Origin of the sequence: Curtobacterium flaccumfaciens, from assembly GCF_051548005.1 — a bacterium.
GTDB lineage: Bacteria > Actinomycetota > Actinomycetes > Actinomycetales > Microbacteriaceae > Curtobacterium.
In genome coordinates this window covers 1-18691 of sequence record NZ_JBPUGH010000059.1, presented here as the reverse complement: position 1 = coordinate 18691, position 18691 = coordinate 1, and the positions used below count along the sequence as shown (strand labels likewise).

The window sequence follows — 18691 nt, the reverse complement described above, 5'->3', positions numbered from 1 at the left end:
GGGCTGGCGTTGGGGGCGACGGGCGACAAGGCGGACTGGGGGGCGGGCGACGGGGCGGACCGGCGTGGGGCGGCGGGCGACGGGGTGGACTACGGAGCGCTGTGCCCGACGAGAGCGCCGTCGACCACCCGCACCACGCCCCGGGCCACCGTGGCGACCGCACGACCGGCACCGTCCTCCACGAGCTCGGCGAGCGCGTCCGGCACGGTGCGGGCGTCGACGTCGAACACCGCGAGGTCCGCCCGGGCCCCGACGGCGAGGTGCCCGATCCGGTCCGGGCCGACCGCGAGGCCCATCGCGTGCGCGCCGCCGAGGGTCGCCGCGGCGAGCAGCCGTTCGTGCAGGTCGTGCCCGCGGTACCCCTGCGCCCGCGCGATCCGGTGGAGCGCGGTGACGTCGGCCATCGGGTCGAGGGACGGCGACGAGGACAGCGAGTCGGTGCCGATCGCGATCGGGCTGCCCTCGCGCAGGTAGTCGGCGACGGGCGGCGGGTCGAGCCCGATGACCGCGTTCGACCGGGGGCAGAGTGCGACGGCCGTCCCCCGTGCCCGGAGGAGCGCCCGGTCGGCCGCGGTCATGTAGACGCCGTGCGCGACGTGGCAGTCCGGTCCGAGCACGCCGAGCCGGTCGACGAACGAGGTCGCGCTCGCGCCGAACCCGAGGGCCCGCATCGCCCGGAAGGACGGCACGTTCGCGAGGTGCCAGTCCGCTCCGTGTCCGACGCCGACGACCCCGTCGAGTCCGGGGACCGGTTCGATCGCGGTCCGCTCCCCCTCGAAGGCCGCCTCACCGAGGTGCAGGTGGAGACGGAGTCCGCGCTGCCGGACGATGTCGGGGAGCTCGAGCAGCGGCCCGACGTCGAGGGAGTAAGGCGCGTGCGGCGACAGGCCCGCGCCGGGGGTGGTCGGGATCCGGGCGAGCTCGTCGAGCACCTGGTCGCGTCCGCGCTCCTGCCACGCCGCGTTCTCCCAGTCCATGACCTCCCAGTAGGCGATGCCGCCGAGCCCGGCGTCCTCGAGCGCGGTCGCGGCCTCGATGTCGGTGACGACGTCCGCGACGCTCGTGACCCCGGCCAGGAGCGATGCAGTCGCCCCCTCGGCGGCCTCGGCTCGCCAGTCGTGCGGCTCCGCGTACTCGACGTTGAACGCGGCCGCCCAGTCCTCGAAGCCCTGGTACCGGCCCTGCCCGACACCGGACATGCCGGTGTACTGCAGGTGCGTGTGCGCGTTGACGAGTCCGGGCAGGAGGGCACCGCGCCAGCGGCGCTCGGTGAAGGGCACGCCGCTCGCGGCGAGCTGGTCGACGACCCACGAGCGGTCGCCGACGTGCAGGATGCGGTCGCCCTGGACGGCGACCGCTCCGTCTGCGATGGGTGGCGCGGTCATCGGGACGACCACCCGTGCGGAGTGGACGACGACGTTCACGACGGGTCCCCGAACCGGTGGGTCCGGACGTCGGGCTCGCGGTCCGCCGGGTGCTCGCCGAGCCGGCCGGGAGGCACGGGACGGGTCCCGAAGGCGGCGAGCGCCGCGCGGGCGGTCGCGTCGTCCACCGCAGGGTCGATCGGCACGACGGTGCGGTCGAGTTCGTCGCCGCGCTCCAGGAGCATGCGGACGGCGCCGAGCTGCGCGGCGAACGAGAGGTCCATGATCTCGACGGGGTTGCCCTCGGCCGCCGTGACGTTGATGCACCCGCCACGGTCGAGCACGACGACGTGGTGACCGTCCGGGAACGCGAACCGTTCGACGTCGGCCGCCTCGGTCGTGGTGACGGCGCCGGCGGCGAGTGCGTCCTCGACGGCGATCTCCTGATCGACGCCGCCCGCGACCGAGACGACGGCGCCCGCCGCCGTCGCCCGGAGGACCTCGAGCGAGAGCGTGTCGCGGACGCCGGTGGCGCTCACCACGAGGTCGGCATCCCGGACGGCGTCGGCGAGCGGGGCGACGACGTGTCCGGCGAAGGCGGCCTGCAGGGCGCGCACCGGGTCGGTCTCGGCGACCACGACGACGAAGCCGAGCGCGCGGAGCACCATCGCGACCCCTTCGCCGACCGGACCGAACCCGGCGACGACGGCCGTGCCTCCCGAGCGGACCCGGTGCGCGCCGGACGGGAGCCGGTCGACCAGGTCGAGCGTCGCGGACACGGTCGACTGCCCGGTGCCGTACCGGTTGTCGAAGAAGGTCTTGGTGCGGGCGTCGTTGACGGCGACGACGGGGATGCCCAGGGTGCCGCGCTCGGCCATGGTGCGCAGGGGGCGGAGTCCGCTCGTGGTCTCCTCGGCCGCGCCGAGCATCACGGGGAGCAGGTCCGGCCGGTCCTGGTGCAGCAGGCGGATGACGTGCGAGCCGTCGTCCAGGACGATGTGCGGCGCAGTGTCGAGCATCGCGAGCGCCAGCGCCTTCTGCTCGGCGAGCGACGCACCGGCGCGGGCGAACACGGGGAGTCCGGCGGCACGGAGGACGTCGGCGACGGCGTCGTCGGTCTCGTCGGCGTGGGCGTACACGACGACGACGGCCCCGGCGTCGCGGAGCAGCAGGGCGAGCACGGCGGTCTTCGGTTCGAGCACCATGGCGACGGCGACGCGGGTGCCGCGCAGCAGTCCCCCGTCCCCGAGCTCGCGCGCTACCGTCCGGGACACCGGCATCCAGCGCCGTGCCCACCGGACCCGGGCCTCGGCGGCCGGGTCGGTCTCGGGGTCGCGGCCGGTCGAGACGAGGAAGACGTCGTCGGACAGCGTCGGGACGCCGAGGACGCCGGGCCGCACCGGGGCGACCGGCCCGAAGGCGTCCTCGTCCACCGCGGGGAGGTGTCGACCGGCGTCGACGACGACGAGGGCGGCGCCTCGGGGACGGTCGGCTTCGCGTTCGATCGCGGGCGTGGTCTCGGCGGGGTCGCCGAGACACCAGAGCTGGTCGACGGGCTCCTGGTCGGCGGCCGGGCGGGCGCCGAGGCCGGTCAGCAGGGTGTGCAGCACGGCGACGTCGGCGGGGTCACCGCCGACGATGCGGAAGCGGCGGGCGGCGACGAGCAGGTTCGTGGCGGCGGCGAAGCGGCGGACGGCTGCGGAGGCCCAGGCGGCCCGGGCGGGGTCGGGTCGCTGCGGCATGGGGACATCGTAGGGCGCGTGGGGAACGCCACGTCCCCGGGCCGAGGGCGTCAGTGCGCGTGCGGCGGCGGGGTGCGGTCCCAGTGGGTCGCGTCGGCGTCCGACCCACTGGACAGCCACGCCGGCACGGCGACCGTCGCGGGCCCGTCCGGACCGGCAGCGTCCGCACGGTCGGGCAGTGCCGCGACCAGCGCGCGGTCCTGTCGGCGGTGCCGGACGAGCACGGTCACGAGGACCGCCACCCCGATCGCGGTCACGATCGCGAGGCCCACCACGTACAGCGTCGTCGACAGGTTCGCGACGTCGGCGGGGACGTACGGCCCCCGCGCCGCGGAGAGCGGCGTGCCGGTGAACACGAAGGCGAGGAGCGTCGCGAGGGTCGAGTTGCTGTCCCACAGCCCGTGCAGGAGCGACACCCCGACGTACGCCACGACGATCGCCCACGACCAGCGCAGGCGGACGCCGCCGTGGGCCGCGCCGAAGAGCACGGCGCCGAGGATCGCGGTCCACAGCACGTGCCCGACCGGCGAGAGGAGTGCCCGCACGACCTCGGTCTGCAGCAGGGACACCAGGTCGATGCCGCGCGCAGTGATCGCGGCGTTGAAGGCGTACCCGGCGGACTCGAACGCCGCGAACCCCGCTCCGATCGTCGCGCCGAGGAGTGCTCCCTGGCGCGCCGTCTTCGGCCGCACCCGCAAGGCGACGACCACGAGCAGGACCCCCTTGACGAACTCCTCGACGAAGCCGACCGCGACGTACAGCAGGGCGTCCTGCCGGAGGTTCGCCTCGAGCAACGACGCACCGAGCACGCCGAGGATCCCGCCGACGAAGAACGCCGTGACGAGCTGCATGGTGCTGATCGTGCCGGTCACCCGCTCGATGACGAAGAGCACGACCGTGAACGGGACGAGGAAGCTGCCGAGCAGGATGATCGTCGGGACGAGGTTGGTGTTCCGCGTCAGCACGGTGACGACGATGGTGACGACCCAGAGCAGGAAGCCGGCGAGCAGCGTCTTCCACCACCAACCGTGGCGGTGGTGCGGGTGGACCGCATCGAGGGGGAGGCTCATGGACCGATCGTGCTCCGTCGGACCCGGTGCCTGTCCGGGAATGCACGGCGGGCGTCGAGCGTCGTACCCCGCATGGCTGAGACGACCTTCGACAAGGTGACCATGTTCGGCGCGGACTGGTGCCGCGACTGCCGACGCAGCAAGGCGCTGCTCGACGGGCTCGGGATCGACTACGACTACGTGGACGTCGAGGCGGACCTGTCCGCTGCCGACCGCGCGGAGGCGATCAGCGGGCGGAAGAACATCCCCGTCGTGGTGCTGCCGAACGGCAAGCACTTCGTGGAGCCGTCGGACGCCGAGCTCCGCGGTGAGCTGGAGGCCTCCGGGCTGGTCTGACCCGGCCGGGCGGTCGCGGTCCTCGGGGCCGGGCGGCTCCGCTTCCCTGGGAGGGTGCCGAGCAGCCGGGGTGTTGTCTACGGGACTGGTCGTGCACGGTACCCGCCGAGCACGTCTTCCCCCACACAAGGAGGCACACCGTGCTCGGTCTCATCATCAGCCTGATCATCATCGGACTCATCGCCGGCGCGATCGCGCGCCTGGTCATCCCCGGCAAGCAGAACATCGGCATCCTGATGACCATCGTCCTCGGGATCGTCGGGTCGTTCGTCGGAGGCTTCCTCGGCTACCTGATCTTCAACCACGACGCCAGCGGTGGGTTCTTCCAGCCCGCCGGCATCATCGGGTCGATCATCGGCGCCATCATCGTGCTGTTCATCTACACGCGGTTCGCCGGGCGCGGAGCCCGCACCCGCTAGGGGTCGCGACCCACGGACGGGAGGCACGGTGCGCGTCCGACGCGCACCGTGCCTCCCGTCCGTCTGCGTTGTGGAACCGTGTCACCCACCGGCGAGGCGACCCATCTCCGCCACCACGTCGCGCAGGCGCTCCGCGAGCTCTGCCCGCGACGCCACCGCGTAGCGGTGCGTGGTCTCGATGACGGCCGCCATCACCAGGGTGACGGCCGTCCGCGCGGTGTCCGCATCGGCCCGTTCCCCGGCGACCTCGGCGACGCGGGTGCGGGTGTCCGACATCCACTGGAGCATCGTCGGGACCATCTCCGGCCGGGCCCGGAGGAGGTCCTTCATCCGGCGACGGTCCTCGGGCAGGGTGACGGTCCGTGCGACGAGGTCGCAGAGGTCCGTCACGAGCGGCCCGGTCGCGGCCAGGAACGCCGTTCGCGCAGCCTCGGGGACCGCAGACGCCCCGAGTCCGAGTGCGGCGTCGCCCTTCGACGGGAAGTAGTTGAAGAAGGTGCGGGTGGCGACGCCGGCGGCGGCGCAGATCTCCTCGACGGTGACCCCGGCGAGCCCGTGGGCGGTGACGAGGTCGAGCGCGGCGCTGTGGATCGCGGCGCGGGTCTGCAGCTTCTTCCGCTCGCGCAGCCCGCAGGCGCCGGCGTCCGGACCGGAGCCGTCCGCGGTGGTGCGGACGGCTCCGGTCGGGTCAGGCGTCCGTACGGTCGCGCTGGACACTGATCGACCCGGTGGTCGGTGCCGTGGGCGAACCCATGGTGTCGGCCGCCCGGACCGCCTGGACCTCGAGGTCGTCAGCGGTGCCGGCGGAGTCGGCCTGTTCCTGGAGCGCCGAGCTCTTCCGGAGCGGCGGCGCCTTGAAGAACCAGCTCAGCACGAACGCGAGCAGGATCACGGCGAACCCGACCCAGTAGACGGTCACGGCCGAGGCGTTGAACCCGGACATGAACGGTCGCGTCAGGGCCTTGTCGGCACCGTTGAGGTACGACGTGTCGCTCGTCTCCGAGCTGCTGCTCGAGCTGCTCGACGACGCCTTGTCCTCGATCGTGCTCGACAGCTTCGGGGTGAGCTGGTCGACCCAGTACGAGCGCTGTGCGGCGTCCGCCCAGTCGACGGAGACGGTGCCGTCCTGCACGCTGGCGTGCGCCTTCTCCGCGACGGCGGTCAGGGCCTGCTGCTCGGCGGCCGGGGTGGCGGCGGCGACCTGCTGGTCGATGACCGACTGTGCGGCCGCGGCGGGCACGGCGCCGGCGGCGACCTGCTGCTGCACGGCGGCGGTCACCCGCTCGGTCACCGCGGTGTCCGCCGCGGTCTTCGCTCGGGCCGAGGCGCTGTCGAGCTGCTGCTGCACGTTCTTCTGCACCGGCTCGACGATCGGGTTCCAGATCTGGTCCATCACGCCCTGGTTGGCCTTCGCCGACGCGACGGTCGGGTTCAGCGCGGCGTCGAGTGCCGACGACAGGTTCGAACGGTCGGCGGTGGCGTGCAGGATGTTCGTCGGCATGATCGAGAACAGGACCGAGAGCAGGACGGCCGTGCCGAGCGTGCCGCCGATCTGGCGGAAGAACGTCGCCGACGAGGTCGCCACGCCCATGTCCCGCGGCTGTACCGAGTTCTGCGACGCCAGCGTGATGCTCTGCATGAGCTGGCCGAGGCCGAGCCCGATGAGGAACATGCCGATCATGAGGAACCAGAGCGGCTTGTCGATCGTCATGAACGTCAGGACCACGTAACCGAGCGAGACGAGCGCGGTGCCGATCACCGGGAAGATCCGGTAGCGGCCGGTCCGGGCGACGATCTGGCCGGAGGCGATCGACGCGATCATGAGCCCGCCGATCATCGGGAGCGTGGCGAACCCGGACTCGGTCGGGGTGAGCCCGGTCACGATCTGCAGGTACAGCGGGATGGTCAGCATCGCGCCGAACATCGCGAACCCGACGAGGAAGCCGAGGCCGGTCGCCATCGAGAAGACACCGGAGCGGAAGAGCTTGAGCGGGATGATCGCGTCGTCCTTCATGAGCGACTCGATCACCAGGAACGCCACGAGCCCGAGCGCACCGACCACGTAGCAGGCGATGGCGGCCGCGGAGCCCCAGCCCCACGTTCGGCCCTGTTCAGCCACGAGCAGCAGCGGCACGAGCGTCACGATGACCGAGGTGGCGCCCCACCAGTCGATGCGCGGCTTGGCCTTGGCGTCGCCGAACTTCGGGAGGTGCAGGAACGCGATGACCATGATGAGCGCGCCGATGCCGATCGGGACGTTCACGAGGAAGACCCAGCGCCAGCCGGTGATCCAGAGGATCTCGTTCGCACCCGAGAACAGGCCACCGATGAGCGGGCCGATGACGGAGGAGATGCCGAACACCGCGAGGAAGTAGCCCTGGTACTTGGCACGCTCACGCGGCGCGAGGATGTCGCCCATGATCGCGAGCGGCAGCGACATGAGCGCACCCGCGCCGATGCCCTGGAACGCGCGGAACGCCGCGAGCATGATCATCGACGTCGAGAGCGTCGAGAGCAGCGACCCGAGGATGAACACCGCGATGCCGAAGATGTAGAGCGGCCGGCGGCCGAAGACGTCGGAGAGCTTGCCGTAGATCGGCGTGGTGATGGTGCTCGCGATGAGGTAGGCCGTCGTGACCCAGGCCTGCTGGTCGAGCCCGTGGAGGTCGTCACCGATCGTGCGGATCGCCGTCCCGACGATCGTCTGGTCGAGCGACGACAGGAACATCCCGGCCATCAGGCCGTAGATGACGAGGAGGATCTGCCGGTGCGACATGATCGGCTTCGCCGGCGTGACCGACGGAGCCGACGATCGCCCGCGCTGCACCTCGACCGGTGCGGTGGCAGTGGACATCTGGTTCCCTACTCTCAAACTTGCAGACTGCGCAACATTACATCAGCAGCACGTTTGCCTGCAATGCATGTTTGCCGTCGTGCACGTTCCGTGTACGGCTTCTCAGCTAGCGTGGTCCGATGGGGCGGACGAGCTGGACCGAGGTACCGACGACACTGCGGGCACGGATCGAGACCGCGCTCGGCGGTCCGGTCGTGGAAGCGGTCTCGCAGGCCTCGGGATGGTCGCCCGGCAGCGCCGACCGTGTCGTCACAGCGGAGGGCCGCCGCGCGTTCGTGAAGAGCGTCGCCCGGTCCCGCAACGGCGACAGCGCGGACCTGCACCGGCGTGAGGCGCGGGTGATGGCTGCGATCCCGCCCGAGGTGCAGGCGCCGCGACTGATCGCCGCGTTCGACGAGGTGCACGACGGCGACGACTGGATCGCGCTCGTGCTCGACGACGTCGCCGGTCGGCATCCGGGCGCCGACGGACGCGGACACGACACCACGGCGGTCCTCGACGCGCTCGACACCCTGCCCCGTGCGACCGGCACGCTCGCCGCGCTCCCCCGCGTCGCCGACGACCTCCGCCACGAGTTCGCCGCGTGGGACCGGATGCTCGCGACCGCTCTGGCCCCGGAGGTCCCGGAGGACGTCGCGGCGGCAGCGGACCGTCTCGCGGCGGCGGCGCGCGGGGCCGACTCGCTGGTGGACGGCGACCACCTCGTGCACGCCGACTGCCGGGCCGACAACCTCCTGGTCGACGACGACGGTCTCGTCTGGGTCGTCGACTGGCCCTGGGCGTCCGTCGGGGCGCACTGGCTCGACCCGCTGACCTACCTCCTCGACGTCCTCGTCCGGGGGGAGGACGACGACGTCGACCACCATCTCGACTCCCATCCGGTCTTCGCGGGACTCGACGGAACCACGGTCGACGCTGTGCTCGCGGCACTCGCCGGGCTGTTCCTCGAGAAGGCGGCGCAGCCCGCGCCCCCCGCGATGCCGACCATTCGCGACTTCCAGCGGAGCGAGGGGGTCGCCGCCGCACGCTGGGTGCTCCGACGGTGGGCCGCCACGGCGCGTTGACGTGCGACCACCGCACCGGAGGCACGGCAGACCCCGCCAGGTACGCGGCCCTCCGGGGTCTGCCGTGCCTCCCGACCGTCCGCGCACGGTCGACGAGGGGGACGGCCGCGTCCAGACTCAGCCCGTCCGGGGGCGTACCGTCCACGCCATGACCGGAGAGCACGCACAGAACCGTCCCGAGGACGACGCCGCTCGACTCGGGCTCGTCGTCGTCGGCGAGGCCGCCGCACTGCACGCGGGGGACGACGCCTCGCTCGACGCGAGCGAGCAGAACATCCGCGACACCGTCGACGACCTCGTCGACGAGCCGCTGACCCCGCGGCAGGAGGAGGTCGTCGAACGCCTCGCCTCGGCGGGCGGCACCCTGACCGCCGGGCTGAGCGGCGCACTGGCCGCGCAGACCGATCGGAGCGTCGACGACGTCCTCGGCGGTGCCGCGCGCAGTGTCGTCTGGCAGCAGCGCCTGTCGCAGGAACGTGAGGACGCCGGCCGACCCCTGCAGGACCGCGCGGACGACGACGGGCGCGGCGAGGTCTGATCCCGCCGCACCCGTCGTGGTGCCTCCTGCTCGGCCGGGTCACTCGGCGGCGGCCGTCCCCTGCTCGCGTGCGACCGCACGCGCAGCGGCCTGCCCCGTGGTGGTGCTCTTCACGATGTCGCTCAGCGTGAAGCCGGCGGTCGTCCCGAGCAGTGCGTCGACCTCGCTGAACTGACTCACGACGCTCTTCGAGAGCGACCCGGCACCGTCCGACGACACCACGGTCAGCTTGTCGATGTTGCCCATCGGCGCGGCGAGTTCGCGCGCGATGCTCGGCAGGGTCTCGATCGCCTTGACCCGGAGCACCGCCTCGGAGTGCTGTGCGAGCGCGTCGGCCTGGGCCTTGGTGGCGTCGGCTTCGGCCTGACCCTTGGCGCGGATCGCGTCAGCCGCTGCCTCTCCCTCGGCGCGGGAGGCGTCGGCGGCCAGCTTGCGGGCTTCGGACTCGGCCTGGGCCTCGGCGGCGACGGCCTCGGCGGAGATGCGTCGGGCCTCGGCCTGCGCACGGGCCGTCTCGACCTGTGCTCCGGCAGCGGCTTCGGCCTCGAGTCGGGTCTTGCGGGCGTTCGCCTCGGCCACGGCGGTGACCTCGGACTCGAGCTCCGCGCGACGGAGTTCGGCACGCTTCTGCGCCGTCAGCTGCTCCTGCTCCACGACGCCCTGGGCGGCGCGGGCATGTGCGAGCGGGCCCGCGGCAGCCGCTTCCGCCGACGCCCGGTCGGAGTCGAGCTGCAGTGCGGCGCGACGGATCGCGAGCGCGTTCTCGGCCTCGGCGATCGCCTGGTCGGCGCGGGCACGGGCCTCACGGGCTTCACGGTCCGCCTGCGCCTCGGCGTTCTCGGCCTCGAGCCGGACACGGGCACGCTCGGCACGGCCGAGGTCGCTGATGTACTCGTTGCGGTCCGAGATGCCCTTGATCTCGAACGAGTCGACGTCGAGACCCTGGCTGTGCAGGGCGTCCTTCGCGACGTCGAGGACCGCCACCGTGAGCTGGTCGCGGTTGCGGATGATCGTCGAGACGTCGGTCGCACCGATCGACGCGCGGAGGGAACCCGACAGGACCTCGCGCGCGAAGTCGTCGATCTTCTTCTCCTGGCCGAGGAAACGCTGCGCGGCGGCCCGGATGGACGCGTCGGCCTCGCCCACCTTGACGAGCGCCACCGCCTCGACGTCGATCGTGACGCCGCGGGAGTCCTGCGCGTTCACGTTGATGTCGATCGCGCGCGAGCTCAGCGACAGCTTCGCGACGCGCTCGAAGAACGGTCGGACGAGCACGCCCGCGCCGAGGACGACCTTGATGCCGGACTCGACGGTCTCGGTGCCGTCGGCGTTCTTGACCTTGCGCGACCGCTTGCCGGTGATGATGAGCGCCTCGTCCGCACCCGCGTTGCGGTAGACGAGCTTGGCGTAGACGAGCACGATCACCGCGAGGACGATCACGCCCACGATGACCAGCGGGACGGCGCCGAGTGCGAACAGGACTTCCATGTCTCCCCCTCGCGGAAACACCGTCCGACGGGTGCCGAACCGGGATTCCGCATGTGTTGTTCTGTTCGCTCCACCCTACCGGGGCGTACCGACGGCCGGAGGCGCGGTGCAGGACGGACCTGCACCGCGCCTCCCGGCCGGCGACGCGTCAGCGTGCCGACGTCACGAGCCGTCCGCGCCGTCCGGGGTGCTCGACCCGGTGCGGACCTGCGTGACCGCGGCCGTCGGGTTCATCCCCTTCTTCTTCATCGAGCGGGCACGCTCGCCGGCGGAGCGGAGCCGCGGGTTGACGTACTCGTCGATGCCGAAGTTGATGAGCGACAGCGCGACGCCGAGCAGCGCGATGCAGAGCCCGGCCGGGACGTACCACCACCAGTAGTCCGGGAACGCGTTGTTCTGCTGCGCCCAGAACAGGATCGTGCCCCAGTTGAGGTTCGACACCGGGATGACGCCGATGAACGCGAGCGTCGTGAGGCCGAGGACGGCCGCGGTCATCGTCCCGACGAAGCTCGACGCGATGATCGCCATGAGGTTCGGCAGCATCTCGACGAGGATGATGCGGTGCAGCGGTTCGCCGTTCGCCCTCGCGGCCTGGATGAAGTCCCGGTTGCGGAGCGACATCGTCTGCGCGCGGAGCACACGAGCACCCCACGCCCACCCGGTGAAGCCGAGCACGGCGGCCACCACCCAGAGCGGCGGGTCCTGGAACTGCGACGCGACGATGATCATCAGCGGTAGGCCGGGGATGACGAGGAACACGTTCGACAGTGCCGACAGCGACTCGCTCTTCCAGCCGCGGAGGTAGCCCGCGGTGACACCGACCGCGATCGCCACGACGGTCGCCATGATCGTCGCGAGGAAGCCGACGACGAGCACACCGCGGGTGCCGTAGACGAGCTGGCTGAAGACGTCCTGCCCGATGTGCGTCGTCCCGAGCAGGTGCTGGAAGGACGGCGGCTGGAGCGTCGCGTCGAGGTTCTGCGCGTTCGGGTCGTCCGGCGCGATGAGCGGTGCGAACACCGCGACGATCGCGAACACCCCGAGGATGACGAGGCCGGTCGCCGACTTCGGGTTGCTGAACATCGCCGTGGAGGCGCGGAGCTGCGACCAGAAGGTGCGGTCGCCCCCGCGCGCGGTGCGTCCGGAGGGCTCGTCGGTGACGACCGCCGCGGTCTCCGGGGCGCCCGCACCGACGGGGTTGATCAGGATCGGCGTCTTCTCGGTGGTCATGGTCAGGACTCCGTCTGGCGGGTGCGGGGATCGAGGACGGCGTACGCGATGTCGGCGATGACGTTCGCGACGAGGACGGCGAGCACCAGCACGAGGAAGATCCCCTGCATGAGCGCGTAGTCCTTGGCGTTCGTGGCGTTGAGCAGCAGCAGTCCGATGCCGGGGTAGGAGAACACCATCTCCATGACGAGCGTGCCGCCGACGATGAAGCCGATGGCGAGCGCGAAGCTCTGGATCTGCGGGAGCACGGCGTTCCGCGCGGCGTACTTCCAGAGGACGCGTCGGTTCGGCATGCCCTTCGCCTGCGCGACGGTGATGTAGTCCTCGTCGAGGACGGTCAGCATCATGTTCCGCATCCCCAGGACCCAACCGCCGAGCGAGACGATGACGATCGTGACGACCGGGAGGACCGCGTGCGACACCACCTCGCCGATGAACGCGCCGTTCCAGCCGGGCTCGACGCCGATCTCGTACGCGTGCCCGGCGGGGAACCACCCGAGGGCGGTCGAGAACACCGCGATGAAGATCAGGCCGAGCCAGAAGTACGGCACCGTCCCGAGGAAGGTCGTCACCGGGACGAGCGCGTCGAGACGACTTCCACGACGCCACCCGATGACCGCGCCGACGGCCGTCCCGGTGATGAACGAGATGATCGTCGCGACGCCGACCAGGCCGAGGGTCCACGGCAGCGCGGAGGCGATGGCCTCGCCGACCGGTGCGAGTCCCGTCGAGATCGAGATGCCGAGGTTGCCGTGCAGGAGCATGTCCCAGTAGTTCACGTACTGCTGCCAGAGCGGCACGGTCCTGTCGAGCCCGAACAGTGCCCGCAGTGCCTTCTCGGCATCCGGCGTGATCTGGCCCTGACTCCTGGCCATGAAGGCCTGCACCGCATCGCCCTTGAGCATCCGCGGCAGGAAGAAGTTCAGCGTGATCGCCGCCCAGAGGGTGAAGAGGTAGAAGAGGACGCGCCCGCCGATGAACCGCCACGGGACGCGACGGCCCTGCCCGTCGGCTGCCGCTGCGGTGGTGCCGACGAGGGTCGGGTCCACCGGTGCCGGACCGGTCGGTCCGTCGATCGTGACGCTCAACGCGCACCTCCTGCGTGCTGCTCCGCGAGCCTGCGGAAGTGGAGTTCGGGGTCCGGGGACGCGGCGCGCAACTCGCGCGTGTAGGGGTCCTGCGGGTTCAGGATCACGTCGTCGGCAGGGCCCTGCTCGACGACCCGACCCTGGTTGAGGACCATGATCTCGTCGCTGAAGTGCCGCGCGGTCGCCAGGTCGTGCGTGATGTAGAGCACACCGAGGCCCTCCTCGCGCTGCAGCTCCGCGAGCAGACCGAGCACGCCGAGCCGGATGGACACGTCGAGCATCGAGACCGGCTCGTCGGCGACGAGGAGCGACGGCCGGGACGCCAGCGCCCGGGCGATCGCGACGCGCTGCCGTTGGCCGCCGGAGAGCTCGTGCGGACGGCGGTCGATCACGGCGTCCGCTTCGAGCCGGACCCGTTCGAGGAGCCGCCGGACCTCGGCGTCGACCTCGCGGGACGGGACGACGTGGTCGAGGCGGAGCGGGCGCTCCACGTGGTGCCGGATGGAGTGGTACGGGTTGAGCGAGGCGAACGGGTCCTGGAACACCATCCGCAGCTGCTGCCGGTACTTCCGCAAGCCCTTCCCGAAGGTCGGGACGGGCTTGCCGTCGAGGAGCACGGTGCCGCTCGTCGGCCGTTCGAGCTGCGTCAGGATCTTGGCGATCGTGGACTTGCCGCTGCCGGACTGCCCGACGAGACCGAGCGTCTGTCCAGACGACAGCGTGAAGCTCACCGCGTCGAGGGCGCGGAGCTGACCGGACCCGCGGACGTTGTAGGTCTTGGTGACGGTGCGGAACTCGAGGGTCGTCATCGTGCGACCACCCCTTTCTCGCCGGTGAGGCGCGGGAACGACGCGAGGAGTCGCTGGGTGTAGGGGTGCTGCGGGGCGTTCCAGATGCGTTCGGCGCTCGCCAGTTCGACGATCTCGCCCTCCCGCATGATCGCGATCCGGTCGCTGATCTCGAGCAGCAGCGGGAGGTCGTGCGTGATGAAGACGACCGAGAACCCGAACTCGTGCCGCAGCTGCGAGATCTGCTTGAGGATCTCGCGCTGCACGAGCACGTCGAGCGCGGTCGTCGGTTCGTCCATCACCATGAGCTGCGGGCGGAGGGCGAGGGCCATCGCGATCATCACGCGCTGCCGCATGCCACCGGAGAGCTCGTGCGGGTACGACCGCCGCCGAGCGCCCCCGACCTTGACGATCTCGAGCAGCTCGACGACGGCGCGCCGCCGCTCGGCCCGGCTGAGGTCCGGTCGGTGCACCTCGAAGACGTCCTCGAGCTGCGAGCCGATCGTGGCGACCGGGTTCAGGGCGTTCATCGCGCTCTGGAACACCATCGAGATCTTGTCCCAGCGGAACCGGCGCATGGCCTCCGCGTCGAGGGCGTTGAGGTCGACGTCGGTGCCGTCCGCGTCGTGGAACGTGACCGAGCCGCTCGTGATGACGGCCGGGGGTCGGAGGAGTCGTTGGACGCCGTACGCCAGCGTCGTCTTGCCGCAGCCGCTCTCACCGGCGAGCCCGACGATCTCGCCGCGGCCGATCTCGAGGTCGACGTTCTTGACGGCCCGGACGGGCGGGTCCACGTCGTACACGACGGAGAAGTCGCGCACGGAGAGGAGGGTTCCTGACATGTGCTTGTCGCTTTCGTGCTCGCCGGAGGTGCGGCCCTGCGCCCGCCGTGGCGGGTCGCCGTGCTCACCGGAGGCGGGGCGGCGCCGCTGCCTCGGCGCCGCCCCGGGTTCGGGGTCTACTTCTTGACCGGCTTGAGGTTCATGAGCACCTGCACGGCCTGGGGCGTCGTCGGGTCGGCCGTCGCGTACGGGTCGTCCTCGCTCGGCCATCCCGTGAACTCGCGGGTGTTGTACTCACCGAGCTGCGGGTGCGTCCCGATCGGGATCGCCGGCACCTCGTCGACGAAGATCGTCTGGATCTGGTCGAGCAGCTTCGTCCGCGTGGCGTCGTCCGTGGCGTTCGCGTACTCCTGGAGCATCTTGGTCGCCTCCGGGTTGTCGTAGCGTCCGAAGTTGTCCGCGACCTGCCCGTTGTTCTCCTGCTCGAGGTACGAGCCGTTCATCGTGTCGTCGTAGATGTGCCACGGGTTCGACCCGGATCCCGTCCAGTGCAGCGCGGCGTCGAAGTTGCCGGTCGCGATGTTCGAGGTCCACGTGTCGGCGTCCGGCGTCGAGACCTTGACGTCGGCGCCGAGGGTCTTCTTCACCTGCGTCGCGATGAGCTGGATGCCGGTGACGTAGTCGTTCCAACCCTGCGGGTTCTGCAGCGTGAAGGACACGGCCTTGCCGGACGGGTCCATCAGCGCGCCGCTCTTCCAGGTGTAGCCAGCGTCGGTCAGCACCTTCTTGGCGCCCTCGACGTCGATCGAGAACTCCTCGTCCTTGTACTGGTCCGCGATGTACTGGTCACCGGTCGGCTGCGGGATGCCCGTGACGTTCTTGAGCTCGGGGCCGGCGTTGCTGCGGGCCTTCTCGGCGTGGGCCTTGCGGTCGACGACCATGTTGACGGCCTTGCGGAAGGCCACGTTGTCGAACGGCGCCTTCGTGGTGTTCACCGTGATCATGTCCGGGCTGAGGATGTTCGCGCCCCAGAAGACGTTGTGCTTCGGGTCCTTGTCGACGTAGTTCTTCTGGAAGTCGGTGATGAAGATCTGCGCCCAGTCGGTCTCGCCGTTCTGCAGGCCGCGGAGGAGCCCGGTGTTGTCGTTGTACTCGAGGTACTTCAGCTGCGCGACGGGCACCTTGCCGCCCCAGTAGTCCGAACGGGCCTTGAGCACGACGCCCTGCGACGAGAACGTCGAGATCGTGTACGGACCGGTGCCGACGGCGTCCTTGACGGCGTCCTTCGTCGGGTCCTTGATGTCCTTCCACACGTGCTCGGGGATGATGCTCACCTGGAGGACGTCGCCCTGCTTGACGAACTTCGACTCGCTGAACTCCAGGACGACGTTCCCGCCCTCCTTCGCGACGCTCGTGAGCTTCATGCCGGCGAGGTCCAAGGCGGGGTTGTTCTTGATGAGGTTGTACGTGTAGACGATGTCGTCGGCGGTGAAGGGCTTGCCGTCGCTCCACTTCACGCCGGACCGTGGTGTGACCGTGAGCTGCGTGTAGGCCTTGTTCCACTCGACCTTCGAGGCGAGCCACGGGGTGGTCTCGTTCTTCCCGACCGGGTTCACCATGGCGAGCGGTTCGAAGATCATCCGGTCGTACCCGAGCGACATGCCCGAGCCGGTGCTGATGAACGGGTTGTTGATCTGCGTGGCGAGGACGGCGGACCCGTCCGGCTTCGCGATCGTCAACGACGAGCCGGCCGAGCCACCGGACCCGCCGCCCTGTCCGTTGCTCGCACAGCCCGTGAGCGCCAAGGCGCCGAGCGCCACGACGGCCGTGGCCGTGATCAGGTGTTTGGTCAGCTTCATTGCTTCTTCCTCCGGGAACGACGTTGTTTCCGTGGCCTGGCCTCCCAGGCGACTGCGGCCGAACCTAACCTGCTTACTGACCAGAAAGCAAGTAACGATTCACAACGGTGTTACGCTCCCGTCCCAGGCACCGAGCGAGAGAGTGGCGCCATGACGACAGCTGTGAACAGCACCGGTGCGCGGCCCGAGACCGAGCGGAAGCGCCGCGACATCCTGCGTGCGGCTGCGGAGACGTTCGGGGCGAAGGGATCGACCAACGGCACCCTCGCGGACATCGCCGAGCAGGTGGGCATGACCCACGCCGGCGTGCTGCACCACTTCGGCTCCAAGCAGAACCTGCTGCTCGAGGTGCTCCGGTTCCGCGACCGCGACGACGTCGCGCACCTCGACGACCAGCAGATGCCGACCGGGCCGGGACTCTTCATGCACCTCGTCGGGACGGCGCTGCGGAACCGCGAGCGACCGGGGATCGTGCAGGTCTTCACGGTGTTGTCGGCGGAGTCCGTGACGGACGGGCACCCGGCTCGCGGCTACTTCGAGCACCGCTACCGCACCTTGCGCTCCGACGTCGAGGGCGCGTTCCGCGCACTCTGCGTGGACGAGGGCGTGTCGGACCCCGTCGCGGTCGACCACGCTGCGGCGGCCATCCTCGCCGTCATGGACGGCCTGCAGCTGCAGTGGCTCCTCGATCCGACGGCGGTCGACCTCGCGGCGGCGAGCGAGTTCGCCATCCAGGCGATCGTCAACGAGGTGCTGCGGCCCGGCCCGACGGTCGCGTCCCACACTGCGCACTGACGGGAGGCACGGTGCGGGCCAGCAGCGTGCCTCCCGTCCGTCAGGTGGACGCGTCTACCGCGCGTCGACGGTCGCGCGCCACCAGTCGTCGAACGGCGTCGCCGGCACGGCGCGCTTGTGCGCGGTCGCACGGTAGCGCGACTCGATCGCCTCGGCGACCTCGTCCGGGACGTCGTGGCCCTGCAGGTACGCGTCGATCTCGGCGTAGGTGAGCCCGAGGTTCGCCTCGTCGGTCTGGCCGGGCAGGTCGTCGAGCAGGTCCGCGGTGGGTGCCTTCTCGTACAGGCGGGCCGGGGCGCCGAGGAACTCGAGGAGCTGGCGGCCCTGGCTCTTCGTCAGGCCGGTCAGCGGGGTGAGGTCCACACCGCCGTCACCGTACTTCGTGAAGAACCCGGTCACGGCCTCGGCCGCGTGGTCGGTCCCGACCACGAGGAGTCCGCGCTGCCCGGCGACGGCGTACTGGGCGACCATCCGCATCCGGGCCTTCACGTTGCCCTTGACGAAGTCGCTCAGCTCGACGCCTGAGGCCAGGGTGTCCTGGACGACCCCGTCGACGCCGTGCTCGATGTTCACCGTGATGCCGGGGTCGGCTCCGATGAACTGCAGCGCGAGCTGCGCGTCCTCCTCGTCGGCCTGCACGCGGTACGGCATGCGCACGGTCGTGAAGGACGCGTCGTGACCGTCGGACCGGAGGGACTCGACGGCGAGCTGCGTGAGCTTGCCGGCGAGGGTGGAGTCCTGTCCGCCACTGATCGCGAGGAGGTACCCCTTCGCGCCGGTGGTCAGCAGGTAGTCGCGCAGGAACCCGACCCGGCGGTCGATCTCCTGCTGCGGGTCGATGGTGGGCTGGACGTCGAGGTCCGCCGCGATCTGGGCTTGGAGTTCACGCACGAGAGCCAGTATCCCCCCGACCGCGCCTCAGCGGACAGGTGTCGTGCGGGCCGGGTGGATGGTGTTGTCGTGGTCGGCGCCGATCGCGCACGTGCAGACGACCGAGAGGGTCTCGGAGGGCGCGTGCGTCAGGCGGAAGCGCTCGACGTGGGGCGGCCCCACGTGTCGGTCGAGTGGGTGGGTGTCGTGGTCGTGCACGGTGCTCCTCGTCGATGGGACGGCGTCGCGCGAGGCGACGCGCGGGGCGCGAGGCGACGCGCGGGGCGCGGGGCCGTCGAACGGGCGACGCCGGTGCGGTGGTGACCCGATCGCCACCGCACCGGCGTGGGAGGCCGCGACCCGAACGCGCCGCCTCCCGGGAGGGCGCGGGTGCCGGTCACCCC

Annotated in this window: 18 protein-coding genes; 5 read left to right on the top strand and 13 right to left on the bottom strand. The window is 71.0% G+C overall.

Going from position 1 to position 18691, the window contains the following annotated elements:
• Positions 1–89: 89 nt before the first annotated feature.
• Genes ACSW7Y_RS08895 through ACSW7Y_RS08885 form a run of 3 tightly spaced genes read right to left on the bottom strand, consistent with a single transcriptional unit; the run spans position 90 to position 4176 of the window.
• Positions 90–1424: an amidohydrolase family protein gene (locus ACSW7Y_RS08895; protein ID WP_438125942.1), complete on the bottom strand. Its 1335-nt coding sequence runs from the start codon at positions 1422–1424 to the stop codon at positions 90–92.
• A complete protein-coding gene (locus ACSW7Y_RS08890; protein WP_438125941.1) occupies positions 1421–3106 on the bottom strand; it encodes an adenosylhomocysteinase in 1686 nt (561 codons plus the stop codon). Before ACSW7Y_RS08890 ends, ACSW7Y_RS08895 begins: the two co-directional genes overlap by 4 nt.
• A gap of 50 nt (positions 3107–3156) precedes the next feature.
• A complete protein-coding gene (locus tag ACSW7Y_RS08885) occupies positions 3157–4176 on the bottom strand; it encodes a PrsW family intramembrane metalloprotease (RefSeq protein WP_438125940.1) in 1020 nt (339 codons plus the stop codon).
• A 72-nt stretch (positions 4177–4248) separates the two neighbouring features.
• On the opposite strand from ACSW7Y_RS08885, the gene ACSW7Y_RS08880 reads away from it, so the two are divergent.
• Complete coding sequence (locus tag ACSW7Y_RS08880; protein WP_438125939.1) at positions 4249–4512, top strand: glutaredoxin family protein; 264 nt, start codon at positions 4249–4251, stop codon at positions 4510–4512.
• A 140-nt stretch (positions 4513–4652) separates the two neighbouring features.
• The gene (locus tag ACSW7Y_RS08875) at positions 4653–4931 is read left to right on the top strand and encodes a GlsB/YeaQ/YmgE family stress response membrane protein (protein ID WP_438125938.1); all 279 of its coding nucleotides are present in this window, start codon (positions 4653–4655) and stop codon (positions 4929–4931) included.
• A gap of 81 nt (positions 4932–5012) precedes the next feature.
• On the opposite strand, the gene ACSW7Y_RS08870 is transcribed toward ACSW7Y_RS08875, so the two are convergent.
• On the bottom strand, positions 5013–5648 hold the full coding sequence (locus ACSW7Y_RS08870) for a TetR/AcrR family transcriptional regulator (protein ID WP_438125937.1): 636 nt from the start codon (positions 5646–5648) through the stop codon (positions 5013–5015).
• Entirely contained in the window at positions 5620–7785 is a 2166-nt protein-coding gene (locus tag ACSW7Y_RS08865; protein ID WP_438125936.1) for an MDR family MFS transporter, read from the bottom strand. Before ACSW7Y_RS08865 ends, ACSW7Y_RS08870 begins: the two co-directional genes overlap by 29 nt.
• Before the next feature lie 119 nt (positions 7786–7904).
• Here ACSW7Y_RS08865 and ACSW7Y_RS08860 point away from each other — a divergent pair, with 119 nt between their 5' ends.
• Positions 7905–8849 carry a phosphotransferase gene (locus ACSW7Y_RS08860; protein ID WP_438125935.1) on the top strand — a complete coding sequence of 315 codons (945 nt, stop codon included), beginning with the start codon at positions 7905–7907 and terminating at the stop codon, positions 8847–8849.
• 148 nt (positions 8850–8997) lie between these two features.
• Complete coding sequence (locus tag ACSW7Y_RS08855; RefSeq protein ID WP_438125934.1) at positions 8998–9387, top strand: hypothetical protein; 390 nt, start codon at positions 8998–9000, stop codon at positions 9385–9387.
• Positions 9388–9426: 39 nt separating this feature from the next.
• On the opposite strand, the gene ACSW7Y_RS08850 is transcribed toward ACSW7Y_RS08855, so the two are convergent.
• The 6 genes from ACSW7Y_RS08850 to ACSW7Y_RS08825 all read right to left on the bottom strand — a co-directional run bounded on the left by ACSW7Y_RS08850 (position 9427) and on the right by ACSW7Y_RS08825 (position 16622).
• Positions 9427–10875 carry an SPFH domain-containing protein gene (locus tag ACSW7Y_RS08850; protein ID WP_438125933.1) on the bottom strand — a complete coding sequence of 483 codons (1449 nt, stop codon included), beginning with the start codon at positions 10873–10875 and terminating at the stop codon, positions 9427–9429.
• 162 nt (positions 10876–11037) lie between these two features.
• Entirely contained in the window at positions 11038–12105 is a 1068-nt protein-coding gene (locus tag ACSW7Y_RS08845; RefSeq protein WP_438125932.1) for an ABC transporter permease, read from the bottom strand.
• Between the two features lie 2 nt (positions 12106–12107).
• Entirely contained in the window at positions 12108–13193 is a 1086-nt protein-coding gene (locus ACSW7Y_RS08840; protein WP_438125931.1) for an ABC transporter permease, read from the bottom strand.
• On the bottom strand, positions 13190–14002 hold the full coding sequence (locus ACSW7Y_RS08835; RefSeq protein ID WP_438125930.1) for an ABC transporter ATP-binding protein: 813 nt from the start codon (positions 14000–14002) through the stop codon (positions 13190–13192). The genes ACSW7Y_RS08840 and ACSW7Y_RS08835 overlap by 4 nt, the downstream gene beginning before the upstream one ends.
• Positions 13999–14823 (bottom strand): ABC transporter ATP-binding protein, encoded by an 825-nt coding sequence (locus ACSW7Y_RS08830; protein WP_438125929.1) that lies wholly within the window; start codon positions 14821–14823, stop codon positions 13999–14001. Before ACSW7Y_RS08830 ends, ACSW7Y_RS08835 begins: the two co-directional genes overlap by 4 nt.
• A 116-nt stretch (positions 14824–14939) precedes the next feature.
• Complete coding sequence (locus tag ACSW7Y_RS08825) at positions 14940–16622, bottom strand: ABC transporter substrate-binding protein (protein ID WP_438125928.1); 1683 nt, start codon at positions 16620–16622, stop codon at positions 14940–14942.
• 150 nt (positions 16623–16772) lie between these two features.
• On the opposite strand from ACSW7Y_RS08825, the gene ACSW7Y_RS08820 reads away from it, so the two are divergent.
• Positions 16773–17417: a TetR/AcrR family transcriptional regulator gene (locus ACSW7Y_RS08820; protein WP_438125927.1), complete on the top strand. Its 645-nt coding sequence runs from the start codon at positions 16773–16775 to the stop codon at positions 17415–17417.
• A 54-nt stretch (positions 17418–17471) separates the two neighbouring features.
• On the opposite strand, the gene nadE is transcribed toward ACSW7Y_RS08820, so the two are convergent.
• A complete protein-coding gene (gene nadE, locus ACSW7Y_RS08815) occupies positions 17472–18308 on the bottom strand; it encodes an ammonia-dependent NAD(+) synthetase (protein WP_438125926.1) in 837 nt (278 codons plus the stop codon).
• A 27-nt stretch (positions 18309–18335) separates the two neighbouring features.
• A complete protein-coding gene (locus tag ACSW7Y_RS08810; protein ID WP_438125925.1) occupies positions 18336–18506 on the bottom strand; it encodes a hypothetical protein in 171 nt (56 codons plus the stop codon).
• Between the last annotated feature and the right edge of the window lie 185 nt (positions 18507–18691).